Consider the following 21,633-nt stretch of genomic DNA (forward strand, 5'->3'; position numbering starts at 1 on the left):
TTTACACCATCATCTTTACAAAGTTATCAAAAATGGGAAGAGCATCTAGACTTCCTGGTGCTCCTTCGGCATTGAAAGCTGTACCAATTACCTTATTGGTTTTATTGCTGTAACCGGCAAGTAATTCACTGTGAAGATCGTAAAATTCTCTTTCCATTTTGAATTGAACGCTGTTTGGCAGAACCAGTTGATCAATATTCATAGCCACTTGCCAAATCTTGTTTGTATTTTGATCAATTACAGGATAATTAATACCATTATATGGTTGTGGTAAGTCGACAAGTTCAAAATTCAAAAAATCGCTTAATGTTAAAAACCCTAAGCCAATTCCCCAAATGGGAATTTGACCATAAAATGCTGAAAGAATTGGTTCTAGGTCTGGCATTAATTCATTTGGCCTGCCAGGCCCTCCCGAGATGATAATTCCTTGCGGTCGCAAATTTTCAATATCGGGCACAGCAACATTATATGGTAAAACTGTAGCATTAACCTTTCTTAAAGATAATTCTCTAAGCATGGAATGCTTTAAACCAAGATCAATTATAGCTACAGTTTTCCCTACATTAGGTACTGCATAGGCATTCTTAGTAGAAACAGCTGCAGATTTGTTTTTAGGCAATACTAAGGCTTTAATTTGGTCAAAAGCGTGTTCATCATTTGTGTCCATAATCGACGCTTTGATTGTTTTCTCCTTATTCAAAAGATGAACTAAGGCTCTGGTATCGACATTAAAAATTGCTGGTATATTTTTTTCTTTTAAAAAAGAAGCTAAATCCTGAAAGTTGCCACTTTCGGAAATATTTTGTGCAACATCATTGGCGATTATTCCTTTTACTGTCGGATTAATGCTTTCATAGTCAATAGCATTAATACCGTTGCCACCAATCATTGGGGCAGTAAATACAAGAATTTTACCTGTATTGGTTGGGTCAGTCAGTGCTTCTTGATAACCAAAATTACCCGTTTGAATTGCTAACTCACCGGTAGAAATTATTGAAGCTCCTAATCCTTCTCCTGGAAAAGATTGACCATTTTCCAGAATCAAATATCGTTTCATTTAATCACTTTTTTCTCTCAATTCAGTCAGTCTTTGCAAAAAAATTCGTGGAGGTTTTACTGCAAATTCGAGCCATTTACCAGTTGTTGGCTGTCTGAACCCTAATACTTGAGCATGCAAAAATTGACCATTTCCCTTTAAGGTATGATGCGGTCCGTATAATGGGTCCCCTGCAACAGGATGTCCAATATAAGTAAGGTGTACCCTGATTTGATGAGTACGACCTGTTTCAAGTTGACATCTGAGTAAACTGTAATTTTGAAATTGTTCAAGAACAGTAAAATGTGTAATGGCTTCTTTGCCGTTTGCTACTACAGCCATTTTTTTACGATTATAATGATCGCGTCCAATTGGAGCTTCTATTGTTCCTTGTTTTTCAGAAAAATTGCCGTGTACTATTGCTAAATACAGTCTTTTATTAGTTTTTGTGGCCAATTGTTTTTCTAAACTTTCACGCGCCAAAGCATTTTTGGCCACCATTAATAAACCAGATGTATCCTTGTCAATGCGATGGACGATGCCCGGACGAAATCCTTCAGTGCTTTTAGCCAGATTTTTCGTATGAAATAATAATGCATTAACGAGTGTGTGATCTGGGTGTCCAGCAGCTGGATGGACTACCATACCCTGTGGCTTGTTAACTACTATAACGTCTTGATCTTCATAAACTATGTCTAATGGAATATCTTCTGGGACTAGAGCCAGTGGCTTTAATTTTGGAACAATAACCGTAATTAAGTCATTTTTTTGAACCTTATAGGACGACTTAACTATTTTTTGGTTAACCAGGATATTTTGATCATGGAGCAATTCCTGAATTCGCGAACGTGATAAAGAAGGAATTGCGTTTGCCAGCACTTTGTCTATTCTGCCCTTTTCATCATGGATAACAAGCTGGTATTTATTTGACATCGTTTTTTTCGCTTTCGTCAAAAAAGAGTAGATAAATAAATACCAATATTATGCCAATTGTAATGGCAGAGTCAGCAATATTAAAAATATTGAAGTGAATAAAGTCAACTTGAATCATATCAATAACATACTTTAAATGAATACGGTCAATTAAATTGCCAATAATTCCGCCTAAAACCAGTGCTACACCAGAATCAAAAAGCTTACTATGAAAATTGTTTCGTAGCAGGTAATATAAACAAATTACGATAGCGATAATACTAATCAGGTAAAAAAGTCCCATTTGACCGGGCAAAATATTCCAAGCAGCTCCGTCATTTTGTACATAAGTAAATGAAAAAACGTGGGGAATAATCTGCTGCGTTTCTCCCAGCTGGTAATTACCGGCAATAAAGGATTTCAACCCTTGATCAAGAAGTACAATAAATAATGAAATAATTAAATATAAGAATTGCATTGATACTTTTTAAAATAAGCCACTAATTTTACCATTATTGTCAACGTCAATATCTAATGCTGCTGGGTGTTTAGGTAATCCTGGCATATCTAAAACATGTCCAGTGGTGATAACAATAAATCCAGCTCCATTTTTCAGACTTGCGCCCTTCACATGCAAAGTAAAATCGGTTGGTGCTCCTAATAGTTTTTGATTATCAGTAAATGAGTACTGTGTCTTGGCAATAATGACTGGCAGCCTATCCTTCCCCATTTTCTCAAGTTCATGAATATCATTTTCGGCTTTTTCAGTATATTCTACTTTAGCTGCATGATAAATTTTTTGTGCTATTTTAGCAATTTTAGTTTTTACCTTATCATCTTTTTGATAAGTGGGTACTAGCTTGCCTGCTGCTGAATTTGCTAAATCAAGGACAGCTTTCGCAGCTTCTATTCCGCCCTTTGAGCCCTGTTCATGATAATCAACGACAACAGAATCAATTCCTTCTTCTTTAATCAATTGCTGTAAAAGCGAAAGTTCATTTTCGCTGTCAGTTGCAAAATGATTAATTAAAACAATCACAGGAATACCATAATTACGCATATTGTTCATATGTCTCTTAAGATTTGCAAAACCGCTACGTAAAGCAGACAGATTTTCTTTACTTAAGTTTTCAGTAGTACCTTCTGCTTGATATTTTAAGGCACGTACGGTCGCTACGACCACGCTGGCATCAGGCTTTTTATCCAAATGCTCAGATACAAAGTCCATGAATTTTTGACCACCTAAGTCGCTGCCGAATCCTGCTTCAGTTAAAACATAATCACTTAAATGCAATGCTAAATTAGTTGCCATAACGGTATTGGCACCGTGGGCAATATTGGCAAAAGGTCCACCGTGTACAAGAGCGGGTGTATGTTCAATTGTTTGCACTAGATTTGGCTTTAAGGCGTTAGAAAGCAAGGCTGCAATTGCACCCTCAAATCCCAAATCCTTGACATACACAGGCTTATCATCTTTAGTGTAGCCCACGAGCATTAGACCAATTCTCTTTTTTAAATCATTAATGTCGGTAGCCAAACACAAAATGGCCATTAGTTCATTGGCAACTGTGATTGCAAAACTGGATTTATGCTCAATTCCGTTGAACTTTGAACCTTGTCCTACAGTGATATTTCTTAAACTGCGATCATTTACGTCAATTCCTCGTTTCAAGAGAATCCGGTCAGGATCTAGTCCAAGTTCATTTCCCTGATAAATGTAGTTGTCTACTAAGGCTGCCAAAGTGTCAATAGCAGCTGTCAAGGCATGCATATCTCCCGTAAAATGGAGGTTAATGTCTTCCATTGGAATTACCTGGGCTTGTCCACCACCAGTTGCTCCGCCTTTTAAGCCAAAAACTGGGCCCATTGAAGGTTCGCGCAAGGCAATCATCGTTTTCTGGTGTAATTGATTGTTAATGGCATCTCCCAGACCAATAGTCATTGTTGATTTACCTTCTCCAGCTGGAGTTGGAGAAATTGAAGTAACCAGAATCAGTTTACCAAGGTGCTTGTTCGCCAGTGTCTTTTTAATTGCCTGCCAATTGATCTTGGCCTTATCATTGCCATATGGCTCAATATCTGTACTACTTAAGCCAACCTTAGCAGCAATTTCGTTAATGGGTAATGCGTGTGCTTCTTGTGCAATTTGAATATCTGATTTCATTGCGCATGCCTCTTTCTGTATATAAATTTAATAACTAAACATCCATCTTATGTAATATCCTTTTCATATTAGAATTTAGGTCCCACCTTTTCTTTAATCAATTGTCATTATATCAAACATTAAGCATTTTTTATGCATAACCTGCTATAAATTATGAATAAAGCTAAATTTTCTGCAATAAATAAAATAGCTACTTTTTCCAAATTATGATATGACCCCCCAAATTTAAGACAAATTTGGCGGTCACATCACTATTCTATTTTGACTATTTTTCAAATCTTAACAAATAATAGTGACCAAATTCGTCCAATTTAATTTCATAAATTTTAAAAAAATGCCATTGCAGTAAAATAGTTGGCTCAGATAACATTTTGGTCCTAGAACGAAATGGGAGTTTGAATATGCTCGTATCCCAATAAGAATTAAAATAAGTATAGAGCAATAAAATAAGGAAAATTAAAGCACAAATAAGTGCTGGCCAATTAAAAACTTTAGTGCTTTCATATAAAAATATCAGACTCAAGAAAAATACAATTAAGATCCAGCAAAAATATATTAATCCACTGCGACCTAAAATAATAAAATGCTTTTTTTTCATAAAAATCCCTGTTAATACCAAACTTCTGCATTGAGGTTACTGTGATTACTAGTATCGAATAAAGTTTTCATATAGTCGCTAAAGCGCGGCCTTTGACTAACTAAGATGTTAAATTCTTTAGACGAGTATAAATTTTTTAGTTGCTTTTTTGCGATATGATTATGACCCGTAAAATATTGATAATTCATTTCAATAAAAAGACGGTTTACCCTTTTTAGCAATCTAGATTGATCATCGTTTAAGTGATCTTTTTTATTTGAATTACCAGTTAAATTTCTTATTTGAATCTTCTTTAAGTAGCTGTGAAAGTGAACCAGATTCGGATCTAGCCGTTCTTCTTTAGTTAAAAAAGGTTTCATATCAAATGTATGTCGCTGATATTCAATGTGATCCGGTCTTACTTTGACTATGCCATATCCTTGATCGTATGAACAAAAACTTGAAGTAACAATTTCTGTAGTGGGTGTTTTTGCCTGTGGCTCGACGATATTTTGAGCATGAATGTGGCCGGAAAAAGCCATTTTAACCTTATAATCTTGGCATAAACGGCATAATGTTTGTGCATTGTTTAAAACAAAGCCGCGATTAACCGCCGGATTATGAACATAAAGATTATGGTGCATGAATAAAAGTGGTTTAAGGTGCCTCATCTTGGCACTTTCTAACTGCTTTTCTAACCAGACAATTTGCTCTTCGCTTATTTGCCCTTCAGTAGAGGGAGCTCCACTAGCTTCATGTTCACCATAAATGTTGGAATCAAGTAATAGTAAGAGGTATTCTTTATTTAATTGTACGCTGTATGCCAATGAATTGGGATCAATACTTTGAGCACAATCATATGAGCTTTTAAAAATTCCTTGCCAATCAGTGGGACTTATTTGATGGGCATAAAGCTGATTAGGACCTTGAAAAGCTCTGGCCCACCCATCATATATGTCGTGGTTTCCTGGCAAAACCAGTAATTTAGTTTCACTTAAATTACGAAATATTTCTGCAAATTTTTGTGCCGAAATAAGCTCACCGTTAAAAGTAACGTCACCAGTAACAATAATAGCTGCCGGCTTTTTTTCATTAGCAAAAGCAGTAAAAGCCCTCAAAGCTGTTTCTTGATATACCAGGTCTTTACCCTGACTGGTATCTTGAATACGTTGAAACGCTTGACCATCATCATGCAAGCTATCTGCAATTAAATGCGTATCTGTAATTACCCAAAATTCGGTATTCGCTTTATTTGTAATCATTTTTTCTTGCCCAATATTGGTAGAAATCAACTCTTAAGTTGCCATTAAATAGTTTGCGCTTTTTGGTCGCTTTTTTACCGAAAAATTTTTCAAATGCTGGATCGCCAACCAAATAATACTGGCTGAATGTGTCATATTTTAAAAGTGACTCACCCATTTGTTTATAAATTACCTCGGCTGATTCCCGATCTTTCAGCCTTTTACCATAAGGCGGATTAGCGATTATAACCCCATTTTCTAAGTCTGTGGCAAAATCCTTTACTGCAACCTGCTTAAAGTAAATATCCTGTAAAACACCAGCATTGTTGGCGTTTAATTTGGCAATTTCTAAAATGGACTGGTCGATATCACAGGCCCATATTGGCTGGTCAAGAGGCTTAATTTCACTTTTAGCTTGCGCCACCAATTCATCATGAATAGAGCTGTCAAACCAATCAAAACCATCAAAAGCAAATTGCCGCCAAATCCCAGGGGCAACATTTTTCCCTATTAGAGCTGCTTCAATAGCTAAAGTACCTGAACCTGTCATGGGGTCAATCAAAGGATGGCTGCCATCATATGGAGTTAGTTTTAATAATCCTGCCGCAAAATTTTCTTTCAGCGGTGCTCCACCATGTTCAATCCGATAGCCTCTCTTAAATAAACTGGCACCAGTAGTGTCTAGCGATATGCGGGCAATGTCTTTATTAATATGAATATCAAGAGGATATTCATTACCATTTTCTGGTAAAAAGCCACGACGATGATACTGATCGGACATTTTATTTACAATCGCTTTTTTTACAATTGATTGAATACCAGGTTCGGAGTGCAACTTTGATCTGACTGACCGGCCTTTAACAGGAAACTTAGCGTCAACTGGTAATAGCTCAGCCCAATCAATATCATAAACCTGATTAAAAAGGGTATCAAAATCGGTCGCCTTGAACTCCTTAAGTAAAATTTTAACGCGGTCTGCTGTTCTCAACCATAGATTGGTTTTGACAATATCTTTTTGATCGCCCTCAAAAAATACTCTACCATTCTCCGTATGGGTTTGATATCCCAGCGTTTGTAGTTCCTTTGCAACAACGCTTTCAAAGCCGACACCCATGGTTGTATATAATTGATATTTTCTCATCTTTTATTCTTTCCTTTAAAAAAAGCGTTGAGCCCTTTGAAAAGCTCAACGCTGCCAATGCAAATTTCTGTAAGCCACGTTCTGTTCGGGTATTTGTGGCATAAATACCTGTAGCAGCCATCTATCTTTGCTATATTAGTAGCAATCCAATCTTTAGTTCATTTTCTTAGATTGAACGCCCCCACCAAGTTTGGGTTGCACGCTCGCAGGGTTTACCTCGTTCCACCAAAAGTGTTTCCACTTCTGCTTCGTCACTGTGGCACTTTTCAGAATATTCATGCATATCATTAGAATGACTTAGCACTTTTTTCGCCGTAACTTAAAATTCTTTAGCTTATTGGGCTAAATACGAACACTACAAGCATCTCAGCTCGTGCGTGCGTGGACTTTCCTCAGCCTGACCTCTTTCAGATCAAACCGCGACTGCTCAAAAATTGCACCATTAAGAATTATATCAAAGCTTACTCTTTTTGTAACCCATAAACTCGTTGTTCAAGATTATAAACTTTGCGTTCAAGAGTAGAAATTCGTTGAATAATGGCCATATTAGTGGAATTTTCAGTTTGTGTATCTGATTTATTAATTGGATTGAAGCTCTGCGTTGAACGTTCATGATTAGGGGTATATGTCTTGATACTTTCCGCAGATGTTACTGGAGTTATTCTCATTGTTTTTTGTGAATCAAGAGCTTGCTCTTTATGATGGTCATCCATTAATTCACCCTGCAGCTTGCCAATTTGGCCGTAAAGGTCTTCAATTATTTGCTCAAAGGTGTCATAATCTGCAATTACTTTATCTAAAAAAGCGTCAACTTCATCTGGGTCTAAGCCTTTAACTTTTGTCCTAAATTGTTTTTTTAAAATATCCTGTGTGGATAGTTGAATATCATTTAAATCTGCCATGATAATATACAACTCCTTTTTTTATCACTTTTATTCTAGCAAAAACTAGCCATGCTTAAAACAAAAATGTTAATTTCGAAATAAAGTTATCCTTATTCTTTATAATTATCTTCTTGATTTTCTTGATACTCCTCAGCTTCATCTTGTAGATCATAAAAATCAATTAATTCAAGCGGATATTCTTTTGTTTCTTGGTATTTCTTGATTAAATTATAATCAAACTTGGGTTTACCTGGATTTTCAGGGTCATAAAGCATTAAGGCTCTATCTGTATGTAGTAGCATAAAATTCTGGTAATTGCGCAGTTGAACTGGGTTTTGATACGGTTCTTTAGATGTAGAAGCAAAAAAGTCAACTTGACTTTTTAAATTAAGATACTTTTCTTGATTGCTTTCATTCCATCTGCCGGCAAAGTCTTCATAGGGCACAATAATAGATGTTCTTAAAGGATATTTTTCCCGCAAGGATACGGCCACTTCACTTGCCCATTGCTCTACTCCCAGATTTGCTCCAGTTATTACCCAATCTAGCTGGTTATTCTCCAATAAATTTAACATATGTTTTTTTAAAACTAATTTTATGATTTTGATTTTGGGATCCTTATCTCCGAAGGTATTTAATTCGTAGTTACGGTACCCAGTTACCCATAGTCTTTGCATAATGAAACAAATGGCTCCTTGTTCAAAAACTTTTTCTTTATTGCTATAATGCTAGCAGGAGTGATATTTATGGTCAAATATCCAACCGGCAGTTCTGCCGCTTTTCGCAACTTAAATGATAAGCCCCAAGCTTCACATAAAAGAAGAAAACATAAAAATATTAATTTTTCCGATCGAGGGATGAACCTTGAACAGATGATTAATGAATCTAATAAATATTATCGTACTAAAGAAATAGCCGTGGTACATAAAAAGCCTACGCCTGTTCAAATTGTTAAGGTAGACTACCCTAAAAGATCACGTGCAGTAATAAAAGAAGCATACTTTCGCCAGGAATCGACCACAGATTATAATGGTGTATATAAAGGTTACTATTTGGATTTTGAAGCTAAAGAAACCAAAAACAAAACTAATTTTCCCTTAAAAAATTTCCACGAACATCAAATAGTTCATTTAGCAGAATGCTTGAAGCAAAAAGGAATATGCTTTACAATAATAGGATTTACAAGCTTAAACCGCTATTTTGTTACTCCCGCAAGCGCAATTATCAAAGCTTGGTGGACAAAAAACAAAAGTTCATTAACATTAAAAGAAGTCGAGGATTGGTCAATAGAGATTAAGAACGGTTTTCAACCAACACTTCCGTATTTGAAAGCTGTAGATTCTTTTATCTCGGATAGGAAAATACACGATGACAAATAAAAATTTCAACTCAAATAATGGACGTGAATCACGTAAAAACTACCGCCAAAGTTTACCTAAACCATTGTGGCGCCGCATACTTAAGTGGACGTTTTTGGTTATTTTTCTATTTCTGGTAGCCGGCGTTGGTCTATTTGCATTTTACGCTAAGGATGCTCCCAATATTAGTCGCGCTGACCTTGAAAGTGGCGGCTCTTCAGGATTATATAATACAAATGGTAAATTTGTAATGTCTTTAGGTACCGAAAAGCGACAATACGTCAAGGACAGCAAAGATTTGCAACTGTTAAAAGATGCTATCGTGTCGGTTGAAGATAAACGCTTTTATAAGGATAAGTTGGGAATTGATCCGATTCGAATTGTAGGATCAATGTTAACTAATGCCAAGAGTAAAAGTATCTCTGCCGGCGGTTCTACCATCACCCAGCAATTAGTTAAGCTGACAAAATTTTCAACAGCTGCTTCCCAACGGACTTTACGCAGAAAGGCTCAAGAAGCCTGGCTGGCCATGAGGGTGCAGCGAGAATACAGTCATGATGAAATCTTGGAATTTTATATAAATAAAGTTTACATGAATTATGGCAATACTGGAATTGGCACTGCAGCTAATTTTTATTATGGTAAAAAAATTGGGGACTTAGACTTAGCTCAAACAGCGATGCTGGCAGGAATGCCTAATAGGCCTACTGTTTATAATCCCTATACCTACCCGCAATATGCAAAATACCGCCGTGATATTGTTTTAAAGGCAATGTTGAGGAATAAAAAAATTTCGCAAGAACAATATGATGAGGCTAGCAAGGAAAGCATTAAAAAAGGCTTAAAACCGCATAATCAGCGTAAACAGTCAAATTTACGTAAAATTAATGATCCTTATGTTAAAGAAGCAATCGCTGAGGTTAGAGCCAAGGGTTTTGATCCTTTCCGTGATAATTTAAAAATTACGATTAATATGGATCAGAAAGCTCAAAAGAAACTATATCAATTGGCTAATAATGGGCAGGTTCCCTTTACTAACGATAAAATGCAGATTGGTGCTTCCGTAGTTGATCCTAGCAATGGTCATGTGGTAGCTATATTGGGCGGCAGGCACCTGCCTTCTTCAGTCCAGCTAGGCTTAGATCGGGCTGTGCAAACTACTCGTTCAACTGGATCTTCAATTAAGCCTGTTTTAGATTATGGTCCTGCCATTGAATACCTTAATTGGTCAACAGCTAAAATGCTAGATGATAGCAAATACGTCTATCCGGGGACCAACGTTCAATTATACGACTGGGACAATAAATATGACGGCATGATGACTATGCGGCATGCCTTAGAACAATCACGTAACGTTCCTGCAGTAAAAACATTAAGAGAAGTCGGCATACCTCGTGCGAGAAAGTTTGCCGGCAAAATGGACATTGATATTCCGAAGGATTCCGGCCTGTCTGTAGCTATCGGCGCGAATGCTTCCAGTTTACAAATGGCGGGAGCTTTTAGTGCTTTTGCAACGATGGGTATTTACCATAAACCGCAATTTGTTTCAAAAATTGAAACTCCTGATGGATTAACCAGAAATTATGATTCTGAGGGTATTCGTGTTATGAGTAAAGCCACAGCTTACATAATTACGGATATGTTAAAAGGTGTTATAAAACATGGCTCTGGCAGAAATGCCCAGATTAATGGTTTGTATCATGCCGGTAAAACTGGATCAGTTAAGTATTCAGAACAGGATTTAGCACGTTACCCAGGGTACGCAGCTACGCCAAAGGATTCCTGGTTTGTTGGTTACACACCTCGTTATGCAATAGGTGTTTGGACCGGCTATGATAACCTTAAAGATGGGACTATTTCCGGCATCGGACAGCAGTCAGCGCAGCTTTTTTATAAAAACATGATGACCTATTTAATGAGAAATAAAGAAAATGTTGACTGGCAAAAGCCCGACTCGGTGATTAGGGCTAGAATTGCTAAAAATTCGAATCCTCCAGAGGTTTCTTCTACTGGGGAATGGCAACTGTTTGTTCGTGGACATTCTCCTGTTGGTATAGTTGATGATAGCAGCGACTATGATGAAGACGATGAAAAAACTAATACTAATAATTCATCTTCTACCAGCAATACTCAAGAAAGAAATTCAGTTCATCACGAAAATGGTTCAACGACCCAAAACAATAAAAATGAAAAGAAAGATAAGGATTTAAAAGATAAGCCGCAAACAGGTAATACTGGTAAAGATAATTCATCTGATTCGAGTCAAAATAATGATGCAAATAATTCCAATTCTGAAAATAATCCGCACCATGAACAGAAGCCGAATAAGCCTGGAGGCGAAAGTAATAACTCGGGCAATGACGAGAATCATCATTAATTAAAAGAACCGCTGAAAAAATTTCAGCGGTTCTTTTATTATTTTTTCACAAATAAATAAACTATTAGTTCTATAAGGCCAATAAAAGCAAAAAAGACTATTAAAACAGCTAAGGAAATGAGTTTGACATTCATTGTATTAGCTGTACCCGTGCCATCATAGGGACGCAGCCAGAGAAATAATGCCATACCAGCAAATAAAACAACTAAAATAATGTTAGTTATGCGCCACCTACTCATGTTTTAAAACCTCTTTTAAATTAATTTGTTAAAGGAATTATACTAAATTTTTTAGTTTTTTAGTACTATTTTTCTTTTAAATAAGTATAGGGGTCATTCTTGTCCCGTGCTGTCATTGAGTAGCGACCAAATAAAATCATAGCGTGATGTGTATGAATCCATTCACTTTTAGGTAAAATTTCCTCTAATCTCTTTTCTACTTCCAGTGGCTTAGCATCTTGCGGTACTATATGAAAGCGCTTAGAAATTCGTGATACATGAGTATCGACTGCTATCGCAGGTATGCCAAACCCTTCAGCTAAAACAACGTTAGCCGTTTTCTCTCCGACTCCAGGTAAAGAAAGCAAACTTTTTTTGTCATGAGGAATTTTACTATCATATTTTGAAACTAAAATTTCAGCAGTTGCTTTTAAGTGCTTAGCTTTAGAATGATAAAGTCCAATTTGAGAGATATGTTTTTCTATTTCCGGAATCGTTGCTGTTGCTAAGTTTTTCGGTTCAGGATAGTCTTTCATAAATTTAGGCATTACTCGATTTACCATTTTATCAGTGGTTTGAGCGCTCATTAAAACCGCGCATAATAAATTAAATTTATTATCCCATACCAGTTCACTTTTTGCGTCAGGATACATTTTGTTGATACATTCTAGAACTTTTCTGGCTTCTTTAGCACTAAGAATTTTTTCTGTTTCCATTTAGCGATTCCTCCTCAAAAACTTTTGGACCTCACTCACTGTTTTTAAATTATGCCTTTGCCAATTTAACAGAATGCGATCGATGTACTTTAAACTATATGCCTGAGATAAAACAGCTTCCCGCAAAGCCAGCTTGATAACAGCAGGATCATAATGGTCAACGTTTAGCCAGGCAGCAATTTCTTCGCGTTCGATTGGGCTTAAGTAGCGGCCAAATTCAATTTCAAATTGGCGAACTAATTGATTTAGAGGACTGTTGTCAATTACAGAGGTTGAATTATCTTTGCCATTTTTATTGAGGGTACTATCAGTTTTTCCTGCTAACAATTTATCCAGTTTGTCGTACAGCTGGTTAAGGTTATATTTATTTCCAATCATGCCCTTTTGATCAGTTACCTGATCAATTACCAAAAAATTTTGTTCAATTAATTTTTGCAATAAGGATCCAATTTCTGCAACGGAAAAATTAGTGTTGGCCGCAATTTCTTCATTAGTTGGGAAAAAGTCTCCTTTTTGAGCAAACATTTCCAGTTGCAAAATGACCATCATTTCAGCGTCATCAATTTTTAGCTGGGGATAATAAGCTAGCAAACCGTTTGATAACAGAGTTACACCTAAAGCACGGTAATCATTATATTGCATGATTTTTCTCCTTTAAAAAAGTTGAACTAAAGTAATTTTAGTTCAACTTTTAATTATCTGATTGATTTTATTATTAAGGCTCAAGTCTGTTAATCATTCTTGGGAATGGGATAGCTTCACGAACATGGTCTAAATTACAAATCCAAGCAATTACCCGTTCAAATCCCATGCCAAAGCCAGAATGAGGTACGCTACCATATTTACGCAAATCAAGGTACCAGCTATAATCATTTTCATTTAAGCCAGCTTCATGAATTTGTTTAAGTAAGGTATCGTAATCACTTTCACGTTCAGAACCACCCATTATCTCGCCATAACCTTCAGGTGCTAGAACGTCTGCACATAGATATTCCTTAGGGTTCTCAGGATTCTTCTTCATATAAAAAGGTTTAATAGCGGTTGGATAATTTACAATGAAGAACGGACGATCAAATTGTTCAGAAATAAAAGCTTCATCAGGTGCGCCAAAATCATCCCCCCATTTAAAGTCTCGTCCATCATCCTGCAACATTTTTACTGCATCATCATAAGACAAACGGGTATAATTGCCCTGAGAAGCAGGCTCAAGTTTCTTAGGATCTCTTCTCAAAATTTCCAGTTCATATTGGCAATTTTGTAAAACTTGTCCAGTGACATATGACAGGAACCGTTCCTGCAAAGCAAGAGATTCAGCTTGATGCATCCAGGCCATTTCCGGCTCCATCATCCAAAACTCGGTTAAATGACGACGAGTTTTTGACTCCTCTGCTCTAAAAGTTGGGCCAAACGTAAAAATTTTTCCGAATGCTTCAGCCCCTACTTCACCATAAAGTTGACCAGATTGAGAAAGATATGCATCTCCACCGAAATATTCAGTATGGAATAATTCCGTAGTTCCTTCGGGAGCAGAATGCATAAAGATCGGAGCATCAAATTTTATAAAACCTTCATTTTCAAAGAAGTCAACAGTTGCTTTGAAAATAACGTTTCTGATTCGCATGATCGCAAACGGGCGCTTGCTTCTTAACCACAAATGCCTGTGATCAAGAAGAAATTCAATACCGTGTTCTTTATTACCGATAGGATAGCCTTCATTATTAGTAATAAGCTTCAAATCCGAAATCTGAATTTCATAACCAAAGTGAGAACGTTCGTCTTGATGAACAGTCCCCTTGATGTAGAAACTTGCTTCTTGATGCAGTGATTTTGCTGTCTCAAAAACTTCATCTGAAACAGCATTTTTACGAATAACGCCTTGGAAAAATGCTGTACCATCACGTAATTGTAAGAAAACTATCTTGCCACTTGAACGTTTATCCGTCAGCCAAACGTGCATTTGCACTTCCTGGTCGACATGATTGCGACAATCTGCTATAGAAATTAATTCTGTCATAAACTTTTATTCCACTTTCCTTATCATAATCAAATTAATAATACCAAAGTTTGAGCAATTTAGCGACTTAACCTATTAATTTTCCATTTTTAAAATCAAAAAGTTGATAATGATATTCCCCCGCATCATTTTTAGAACTTACTTCCCAAACCGGCTTATTCTGATACCAGCCTAGATTTACCTCAGTAATTTTTGCAGTTGGCCTTTTAGCACTGTATTTGTTGCGGATAACTGCTTCATTAACACCCTTACTTGCTGGATATAAATATGCTTTTTTAGACCCAGGCAAATAAATAAAATAATAGGTCTTATGATTCTTAGTCAGACCTTTTAAAGAATAGCTGTTAATGCCACGATTCAAATGATAGGTCTTTTCGGTGTACTTGATCGGAGTCTTTTGTAGGGCAATTTTGTTAAGCTCGCGGGTTTCTGCTCTTTCAGGATTACCAGCTTTATAAAAAATTATTATAAAAGCAAAGTATAACAATACCAGTATTAAGAATACCCATGCTAAAAATTTAAATGTTTGTTTAGTATCATCTTGTATCATAGTTTTCTAGCTTTTCTTGTAAATCATTCAAAGATATTTTTTTAACTTTAACGGGAACAGCAGCCAGAAAGATAGGACCATAATCCTGAGACCAAATTCTCGAATCTAATATTAAAAATTGCCCTTTATCCTGCTCTCCCCGTATTAGCCTGCCCATTCCCTGCTTAAACCGAATAACCGCCCGAGGCATCGTGTCAGAATGAAAAACGTCAATTCCTCTGTCAACGAGCTGTCTTTGGCGCAATTTAACTTCAGGTAAATCAGGGGCTTCAAATGGCAATTTGGTTGCTATGACCAAATCTACACCACATTCGTGAAAATCAATTCCTTCCCAAAAACTATCTGCACCAAGTATCAGAGCTTTTTTAGCAATGGCGAATCTTTTAATAATACGATTATTTGACCCAGAAACACCCTGAGCCAAAATTTCAAAATCACGTAAGTTGGGCGAATTGATAATAGCACTAAATGTTTTTTTGATTTGTTCTAAATTTGTCATTAGTATTAAAACATGATTTTTATTTGCCAAGTCATTTTCAATAATTTGTGTTAGCTTTTTTTCGTAGGAAGGATCATTGATATCTGGAAAATCAATTACAGATAAAACCTCAAGATGTTTTGCTAATTTAAATGTGCTTGTTCCAATGTATTTTTGGGGTGCTAAGTCGGTTAAACCCAAAAGTTTAATTATAAAATCAAAACCATTTTCACTAATCAAAGTTGCACTTACAAATGAAATGTGATCGAAGCGAGCGTATATTTTCTGCAACTCTGGCGTTGCGTCAAGCATCAGCCAGCTTAAATTGGCACTCAAAGGATCTTGAGGATTAGTTAAAGTCACAATGAAGCCTTCTGATTCAACATAAGCCTTTTTACGAAGCAAATCAGATAACTGATAGCTTTTTGTAATAAAATCATCCAGTTGATCAATTTGGCCTGAAGTTTCACTTAAAATTGCATCCCGGTCAATATTTGAATTGTCAGTTTCATTGTACATCTTAAATAAAATTTGATTGGTATTTTGCCTGATGTCTTCCAGCTTCCGCTGCAGCTCCGTCAGTTTGACTAAAAACTGACTATTTTTGGGAAATAAATCCCTTCCTCTAAAGCTAAGTAGCAAATTACCATTAGCCAAAGTATTTTGGCTGACAGCCTTTTTCTTTTTAGAACAAAGTAAACGCTGCAAATGATTTATTACCTTAATTAACTCAAGGATTGCCGGATCCAGCTTTTCCAATAAAAAATTAAACTGAACGTCATTACCGTATTGATTAAATACACTGTCATCGGCATAATAAAGCAAATTACGCAGATGGTTGAGAGCTCCCCATAATGATTCGAACTGAAACGAATCGTTTCTAGAACTGATAACATTGTCTACAAAGCGGTGAGCCTCATCAATAACAAGATACGGATTTTGTCCCCAAATAGTATCGTTATAATGATTGGCTAAATATGCGTGATTAGTCACTAAAATGTCAGCCTGCTCTTGCCTTTGTCTAGCCAAGTTCCAAAAATCAACGCCCGCAAAAATGCTACCAACGCGAGCATCTCCAGGATGGGCAATTTGAGTAAATAAAGGTGCACGATAGTTAGTAAGCTGCAGTTCGTCTAAATCGCCGGTCTTAGTTTCGGTTAACCATACTAAAATACGCATTTGCAAAACTAAAGTCAACTTATTAGGAGTACCTTGATATAAACTCTGATAAAAGCCATCTAGATCAAGGTAATGACTGCTGGCTTTGACTTCTTCGGCTTTTAAGTCCAACTTGGTAACGTTCAATAATTGGGGTATTTCATGATTAATAATCTGTCTTTGCAAAACTTTTGTAGGCGTAGCAATTACTAATTTTCTATTGGTATATAAATGATAGGAATAAGCAAATAAATAAGAAAAAGTCTTACCGGTACCATTAGGAGCTTCAACTAATAGTGTCCTTTGCTTTGAGGCGCTTAAAAACTGTTCAATGCGATTAATTAGGTCTACCTGCGGTTGCCGGTAATTAATTTTATTTTGAAACAGCTTCTTTTTTGCGCTATCACTTTTCGGAAAAGTAGTTGACGACTGACCTGCGGTGATTGGTACTTTTTCCTGCTTACGCAAGATTATTTGTCGTACTTGTTGGTATGCAGAAGATAAAGGACGTTTCTCTTTACGTGCATCATCAGCAATAGTTGTAAAAATCCAGGAAGTATCGCGGATTAAACCGTGTGCCAAAGAACTTAAAGTGTTAAGGGTAGCTTGGGGTAAATTTTCAAGCCGCTCAATAATTTTTATTAGTAAAACTGCAGTGCCATATGCATCAGAGTCAGCTTTATGGGGGTTTAAATGTTTAATTTGCAATAATGCCGTTAAATCGCTCAATTTATATGATGGTTCCGTAGGAAAAGCAATTTTGGCCAGTTCCACGGTGTCAATTGCACGATTGGTTAAGGGCTCATAACCATGTTGTACTAATTCATAATTTAAAAACGGCAAATCAAAATTGACGTTATGAGCAACGAAAACAGTATCCTTTAAAATTTTTACAATCTTTGGTGCATAAAAAGAAAAATCTTTTGCATGAGCCACATCCTTATTGTGTATATGAGTCAGATTTTGAACCGCTATTGGAATTTCGCGGTGGGGGTTAATCATAAATGAATATGTTTTGACAACTTTCATATTTTTAATAATGGCGCAGCCAAACTGGATAATATGATTGTTATCTTCTCGCTGTGTTCCGGTAGTTTCCAGATCAACAACTGCAAATACGGTCTGCTCAAATGATTTCATTCTGCATTACCCCTCCTTTCTTTACTTAACTTCAACAATTTGGCATGCATCTAATAAGATTAAATATTTAGCTTTAACTTTTTGGTCGGAAAAAGAATTTAAAGCTCTTTCATATAAACGCAATTGCCCCGCATACTTTTGCTTAATTTTGGCGATAGCTAATTCTAAATGGCTGTGATCGATATGATCAGTTTTATAATCAAACAATATTATGCCATCTTTTTCACTAAAATAACCGTCTATTGTACCATGAATTAAAATTTTTGCATCCGGGTCACTGAAATTAGCAAATAGAACGTCAGCTGGCAACAGACTTGAAAATTCAATTTCGCGCTGCAGATTTGCAGGATTTTCCCAAAATTTTTGGGCAAAATCACTATGAACAAACCAATTTATTTGTTGCAAATTTAAACTGGCAACAATTTTGCTGTTGAGCTTATTTTGTTTTACTAACTGCCGCACTTCTTCTTCAACCTGCTCTGCTTTGCCGGAGCCATGATAATCATAGTATTGCAGGATCAGGTGCATTGCTGTACCAATTTCCGCCCCGGTAAATTTTGTCTGATATAAAAAATCAGGTTTAGTATCAATCGGTTGCAAATAACGGTTGGTAGAAGAAATCAGGTGCGCGTTTTCAAGTTCAGCATCAAGAGGATCATTAAAAGCTTTTTTAATCTCGGATACCGATTGATAAGCAGTTGTTTGACTGGCATCTTGAAAAGGATAATTAAAATTAAACAGTTTTTTGGTATATTGTGCTAGTGCTGAAATGCTTTCAGTTTTGCTTTCTTGCGGGCTAATTTCTTCTTGAAGATGAACTTTTTCGTCATGGTACTGGATATAAAGCAATTCTTGACTAGTTTCCGAGGCTGAATTGATATCACTAATTTTTTGACTTAAAAGCTTATCCCATCTGATTGATGGACCAATCAAACTCATAGGATTTGAAGCGTTAAGCTTGCTGCTCAACGAGAGATGTCCTTTTTGATCAGCTTCATTTTGCCAATTTTCAATTATCTGCGGTAGATTCTTTAAATCAGCTACCAAAATTAACTTTTGCTTAGCTCTAGTCATCCCCACATATAAAATGCGCGCTTCTTCTTCTAAAAGTTGTCTCTTCTTAGATATATTTACAATAGATTTAACCAGGGTATCAGCACGATAATGTTTTTGCTTGATAGTTAAACCTACAGCACTTGAATTGATAATATAATTGCCGCTTAAATCCCTCTTTTGAAATTGATGCTGCAAGCCTAAGTAAAAAACAATGGGAAATTCCAAACCCTTGGAACTATGTACAGTCATTAAGCGCACGGAGTTGCCAGCTTCTTTAGTTAAGAGTGGCTGGGCCAAGTCCTTTTGGCTGCGTCGCATTCGCTCGATAAAATTAATAAATTGATATAGGCCCTTAAAACCAGCGCTTTCATAAGAAGCAGCTCTTTCATATAAAGCCTCTAAATTAACTCTTCTCTGCTTGCCATTAGGTAGAGAGGTCATAATTTCAAGCAGGCTGGTTTTTTCATAGATACTCCAGATCAATTCTGAAATTCTATGTGTTGCAGCGAATTTACGTAATTCTTCGAGTTGATTCAAAAAATCTTTTACTTTTTGACTAAGTTCGTTACCCACGGCAACATAAGAAGTTAAAGCGTTGTAAAAACTGGCATTCTGCGTATGAATTCTGATAGTACTGAGTTCTGGTTCTGTAAAATTAAAAAGAGGCGACCTTAATACAGCTACTAAAGGAATATCCTGGTCTGGATTATCAATGATCCTGAGGTAGTTCATGATAATAGTTAATTCTAAAGTTTGAAAATAATTTTTCGCATCGGTAACCATTATTGGAATATGGCTTTTGGCAAACTCTTGCATAATTTCAAGATTATTGCTGCGACTTCTGGTTAAAATAACAATATCACTGTACTTAAAAGGTCTTAAATGATTGCTATTTGGCGAACTTTTGTCATAAACTAACAAATTTTCTTCTGCGAATTTGTTAATTCGGTTAATAACCATCGCAATTTCAGCTGAATCAATATCATCAGTATCTTCATCTTGCGAGCTTTTTTCGTTGTTATTTTTTTCATGAAAAAGTATTTCAGTCGCGTCAGGAAGATTTGAGGGGTAATATTTGGCACCATAAGTCAGCTGACTCTCATGGTTATAATCAATGCCACCAAAGTCAGCTGTCAAAATATTTTTAAATATTTGATTAACAATAGAAATAACTGGCTTAGAGGAGCGGAAATTGTCCGACAATAAAATTCTTTCTTCTTTTGCTTGATTTTCTTTAAGGGCTGCCTCTTGATATTTATGTAAAAACAAACTTGGTTCGGCCTGTCTGAAACCATAAATTGATTGTTTAACGTCGCCAACCATAAACAGATTGTTTTGACCATCTTTTTTAATTAGTTGCAAAATATTTTCTTGTAGCGGATTGATGTCCTGATACTCGTCGACCAAAATCTCATTAAATTTATTTTGATAAAATGTCCGCGCCATTTGTGATGCAGAAGTGTCTTGGCTGAGAATTTGGTAAGCTAATTGTTCCATGTCACTAAAATCAAGCAGGTTTTCTGCTCTTTTAAGCTCATTGAAACGGTCAATCAGTGCCAGTTCTGCTTTTACAACCGCAGTCATTATTTGCTGGCCTTTTTGCATCATGGACAATTGCTCTTTTTCGTCAGTGGCATAAAAAGAGGTAAAGGCAGTAAAAATCTGATCTCTTGCTTCTTTTTTAAAATCAGAGCACTTGTCATAAAAAGCTATAATATCTTCGTCCCATTTTTTAGAACTATGCGGATTACCTCTGAAAATACAAGCACGTAGTTTTTCTCGCTGATCATCATATGTGCTATCATTTTTCAAGTCATGCAAATAACCACTAAGACATTTTTCAAACAAGTCAAAACTTTCTTTTAATTTGTGCAGTTCCTTAGTAGCCATGACCGCACTTTGACACATATGCTCTAACTTATCAGCAAGATTTTGAAAAAGATCGACTAAATAAGGCTTAATTTCTTTCTGCCACAAAGAAGATTTGCTTACTTCTTCTCCCATCTGATATTTTTGGGCTAACCCTTGTAGCCATTGGCGATAATCAGGTTTTGCCATTGCGTAATTGTATAAATCTAACAATAAATTCTGTGGTGATTCCGCATCCCTGTCACCTGCAAAATTGTCATAAAAAGCTATGAAGTCTTTATCTTTTTTCTCTAAAAACTCTCCTTCAACTTCTTTCAATGCCCTTTCTCGCATTAATTCTGCTTGTGAATCGTCAGTTAGTATACTGAAGCTGGGGTCAATGTTAATTATGTAATAAAAGCGATGGATTACATCCAGACAAAAGGCATCAATTGTAGAGATATTGGCAGAATTAAGCAAATTTAACTGTTGACGCAAGTATGAATTGTTTGAAGACTTCTGTATTTCATTTGATAATACTTCTTTAATCCGTTTTTTCATTTCAGCTGCAGCTGCTTTTGTAAATGTAACTACTAAAAGCTGATCAACACTGACACCAGAAAGAATTTCTTTCATTAAACGTTGCACAAGAACGGTAGTTTTACCACTACCTGCTGAAGCTGATACAAGTATGTCGCGACCATGATCATTAATAGCTTTTTCCTGAACGGCTGTAAATGGGGTTTTCTCTTTTTCTAGAACCAT

General features: G+C 36.2%; 17 protein-coding genes and 1 other RNA gene. 2 read left to right on the forward strand and 16 right to left on the reverse strand.

Going from position 1 to position 21,633, the window contains the following annotated elements; genetic code table 11:
- Position 1 precedes the first annotated feature (1 nt).
- The 9 genes from GYV61_RS01290 to GYV61_RS01330 form a co-directional block, all read right to left on the reverse strand.
- Positions 2 to 1,057 (reverse strand): carbamoyl phosphate synthase small subunit, encoded by a 1,056-nt coding sequence (locus GYV61_RS01290; RefSeq protein WP_046324826.1) that lies wholly within the window; start codon positions 1,055 to 1,057, stop codon positions 2 to 4.
- Entirely contained in the window at positions 1,058 to 1,969 is a 912-nt protein-coding gene (locus GYV61_RS01295; protein WP_174794455.1) for an RluA family pseudouridine synthase, read from the reverse strand.
- On the reverse strand, positions 1,959 to 2,426 hold the full coding sequence (lspA, locus tag GYV61_RS01300; protein ID WP_110446081.1) for a signal peptidase II: 468 nt from the start codon (positions 2,424 to 2,426) through the stop codon (positions 1,959 to 1,961). Before lspA ends, GYV61_RS01295 begins: the two co-directional genes overlap by 11 nt.
- Before the next feature lie 9 nt (positions 2,427 to 2,435).
- Entirely contained in the window at positions 2,436 to 4,112 is a 1,677-nt protein-coding gene (locus GYV61_RS01305) for a formate--tetrahydrofolate ligase (RefSeq protein WP_174794456.1), read from the reverse strand.
- A gap of 609 nt (positions 4,113 to 4,721) precedes the next feature.
- On the reverse strand, positions 4,722 to 5,951 hold the full coding sequence (locus GYV61_RS01310; RefSeq protein WP_174794457.1) for a metallophosphoesterase: 1,230 nt from the start codon (positions 5,949 to 5,951) through the stop codon (positions 4,722 to 4,724).
- Positions 5,938 to 7,071 (reverse strand): THUMP domain-containing class I SAM-dependent RNA methyltransferase, encoded by a 1,134-nt coding sequence (locus GYV61_RS01315; protein WP_174794458.1) that lies wholly within the window; start codon positions 7,069 to 7,071, stop codon positions 5,938 to 5,940. Before GYV61_RS01315 ends, GYV61_RS01310 begins: the two co-directional genes overlap by 14 nt.
- A 65-nt stretch (positions 7,072 to 7,136) precedes the next feature.
- An RNA gene (rnpB, locus tag GYV61_RS01320) (RNase P RNA component class B) lies at positions 7,137 to 7,506 on the reverse strand.
- Positions 7,507 to 7,532: 26 nt separating this feature from the next.
- Complete coding sequence (locus GYV61_RS01325; RefSeq protein WP_174794459.1) at positions 7,533 to 7,973, reverse strand: DivIVA domain-containing protein; 441 nt, start codon at positions 7,971 to 7,973, stop codon at positions 7,533 to 7,535.
- A 92-nt stretch (positions 7,974 to 8,065) separates the two neighbouring features.
- Positions 8,066 to 8,632 carry an SLOG family protein gene (locus GYV61_RS01330; RefSeq protein ID WP_046324835.1) on the reverse strand — a complete coding sequence of 189 codons (567 nt, stop codon included), beginning with the start codon at positions 8,630 to 8,632 and terminating at the stop codon, positions 8,066 to 8,068.
- A 69-nt stretch (positions 8,633 to 8,701) separates the two neighbouring features.
- Here GYV61_RS01330 and recU point away from each other — a divergent pair, with 69 nt between their 5' ends.
- Positions 8,702 to 9,334, forward strand: coding sequence for a Holliday junction resolvase RecU (recU, locus tag GYV61_RS01335; RefSeq protein WP_046324836.1), 633 nt, complete (start codon positions 8,702 to 8,704; stop codon positions 9,332 to 9,334).
- Positions 9,324 to 11,690 carry a transglycosylase domain-containing protein gene (locus GYV61_RS01340; protein ID WP_174794460.1) on the forward strand — a complete coding sequence of 789 codons (2,367 nt, stop codon included), beginning with the start codon at positions 9,324 to 9,326 and terminating at the stop codon, positions 11,688 to 11,690. Before recU ends, GYV61_RS01340 begins: the two co-directional genes overlap by 11 nt.
- Positions 11,691 to 11,728: 38 nt before the next feature.
- On the opposite strand, the gene GYV61_RS01345 is transcribed toward GYV61_RS01340, so the two are convergent.
- The 7 genes from GYV61_RS01345 to addA all read right to left on the reverse strand — a co-directional run bounded on the left by GYV61_RS01345 (position 11,729) and on the right by addA (position 21,633).
- Entirely contained in the window at positions 11,729 to 11,929 is a 201-nt protein-coding gene (locus GYV61_RS01345) for a DUF3923 family protein (RefSeq protein ID WP_110446086.1), read from the reverse strand.
- Positions 11,930 to 11,994: 65 nt separating this feature from the next.
- Positions 11,995 to 12,624, reverse strand: a complete 630-nt coding sequence (gene nth, locus GYV61_RS01350; protein ID WP_174794461.1) for an endonuclease III — start codon at positions 12,622 to 12,624, stop codon at positions 11,995 to 11,997.
- Positions 12,625 to 13,266, reverse strand: coding sequence for a DnaD domain protein (locus GYV61_RS01355; RefSeq protein ID WP_174794462.1), 642 nt, complete (start codon positions 13,264 to 13,266; stop codon positions 12,625 to 12,627).
- 73 nt (positions 13,267 to 13,339) lie between these two features.
- On the reverse strand, positions 13,340 to 14,638 hold the full coding sequence (asnS, locus tag GYV61_RS01360; RefSeq protein WP_174794463.1) for an asparagine--tRNA ligase: 1,299 nt from the start codon (positions 14,636 to 14,638) through the stop codon (positions 13,340 to 13,342).
- A gap of 67 nt (positions 14,639 to 14,705) precedes the next feature.
- Positions 14,706 to 15,188 carry a hypothetical protein gene (locus tag GYV61_RS01365; protein WP_110446089.1) on the reverse strand — a complete coding sequence of 161 codons (483 nt, stop codon included), beginning with the start codon at positions 15,186 to 15,188 and terminating at the stop codon, positions 14,706 to 14,708.
- Positions 15,175 to 17,964: a helicase C-terminal domain-containing protein gene (locus GYV61_RS01370; RefSeq protein ID WP_174794464.1), complete on the reverse strand. Its 2,790-nt coding sequence runs from the start codon at positions 17,962 to 17,964 to the stop codon at positions 15,175 to 15,177. The genes GYV61_RS01365 and GYV61_RS01370 overlap by 14 nt, the downstream gene beginning before the upstream one ends.
- 21 nt (positions 17,965 to 17,985) lie before the next feature.
- On the reverse strand, positions 17,986 to 21,633 hold the full coding sequence (addA, locus tag GYV61_RS01375; RefSeq protein ID WP_174794465.1) for a helicase-exonuclease AddAB subunit AddA: 3,648 nt from the start codon (positions 21,631 to 21,633) through the stop codon (positions 17,986 to 17,988).

Origin of the sequence: Lactobacillus melliventris (genome assembly GCF_013346935.1) — a bacterium.
In the GTDB taxonomy this organism is placed as follows: Bacteria; Bacillota; Bacilli; order Lactobacillales; family Lactobacillaceae; genus Lactobacillus.

Bases quoted from the DNA above. Each gene is read 5' to 3' on its own strand.
- GYV61_RS01345 (WP_110446086.1), bottom strand. From the start codon at position 11,929: ATGAGTAGGTGGCGCATAACTAACATTATTTTAGTTGTTTTATTTGCT.
- GYV61_RS01325 (WP_174794459.1), bottom strand. From the start codon at position 7,973: ATGGCAGATTTAAATGATATTCAACTATCCACACAGGATATTTTAAAA.
- GYV61_RS01370 (WP_174794464.1), bottom strand. From the start codon at position 17,964: ATGAAATCATTTGAGCAGACCGTATTTGCAGTTGTTGATCTGGAAACT.
- recU (WP_046324836.1), top strand. From the start codon at position 8,702: ATGGTCAAATATCCAACCGGCAGTTCTGCCGCTTTTCGCAACTTAAAT.
- nth (WP_174794461.1), bottom strand. From the start codon at position 12,624: ATGGAAACAGAAAAAATTCTTAGTGCTAAAGAAGCCAGAAAAGTTCTA.
- addA (WP_174794465.1), bottom strand. From the start codon at position 21,633: ATGGTTCTAGAAAAAGAGAAAACCCCATTTACAGCCGTTCAGGAAAAA.
- lspA (WP_110446081.1), bottom strand. From the start codon at position 2,426: ATGCAATTCTTATATTTAATTATTTCATTATTTATTGTACTTCTTGAT.
- GYV61_RS01330 (WP_046324835.1), bottom strand. From the start codon at position 8,632: ATGCAAAGACTATGGGTAACTGGGTACCGTAACTACGAATTAAATACC.
- asnS (WP_174794463.1), bottom strand. From the start codon at position 14,638: ATGACAGAATTAATTTCTATAGCAGATTGTCGCAATCATGTCGACCAG.
- GYV61_RS01295 (WP_174794455.1), bottom strand. From the start codon at position 1,969: ATGTCAAATAAATACCAGCTTGTTATCCATGATGAAAAGGGCAGAATA.
- GYV61_RS01305 (WP_174794456.1), bottom strand. From the start codon at position 4,112: ATGAAATCAGATATTCAAATTGCACAAGAAGCACACGCATTACCCATT.
- GYV61_RS01315 (WP_174794458.1), bottom strand. From the start codon at position 7,071: ATGAGAAAATATCAATTATATACAACCATGGGTGTCGGCTTTGAAAGC.
- GYV61_RS01365 (WP_110446089.1), bottom strand. From the start codon at position 15,188: ATGATACAAGATGATACTAAACAAACATTTAAATTTTTAGCATGGGTA.
- GYV61_RS01340 (WP_174794460.1), top strand. From the start codon at position 9,324: ATGACAAATAAAAATTTCAACTCAAATAATGGACGTGAATCACGTAAA.
- GYV61_RS01355 (WP_174794462.1), bottom strand. From the start codon at position 13,266: ATGCAATATAATGATTACCGTGCTTTAGGTGTAACTCTGTTATCAAAC.
- GYV61_RS01290 (WP_046324826.1), bottom strand. From the start codon at position 1,057: ATGAAACGATATTTGATTCTGGAAAATGGTCAATCTTTTCCAGGAGAA.
- GYV61_RS01310 (WP_174794457.1), bottom strand. From the start codon at position 5,951: ATGATTACAAATAAAGCGAATACCGAATTTTGGGTAATTACAGATACG.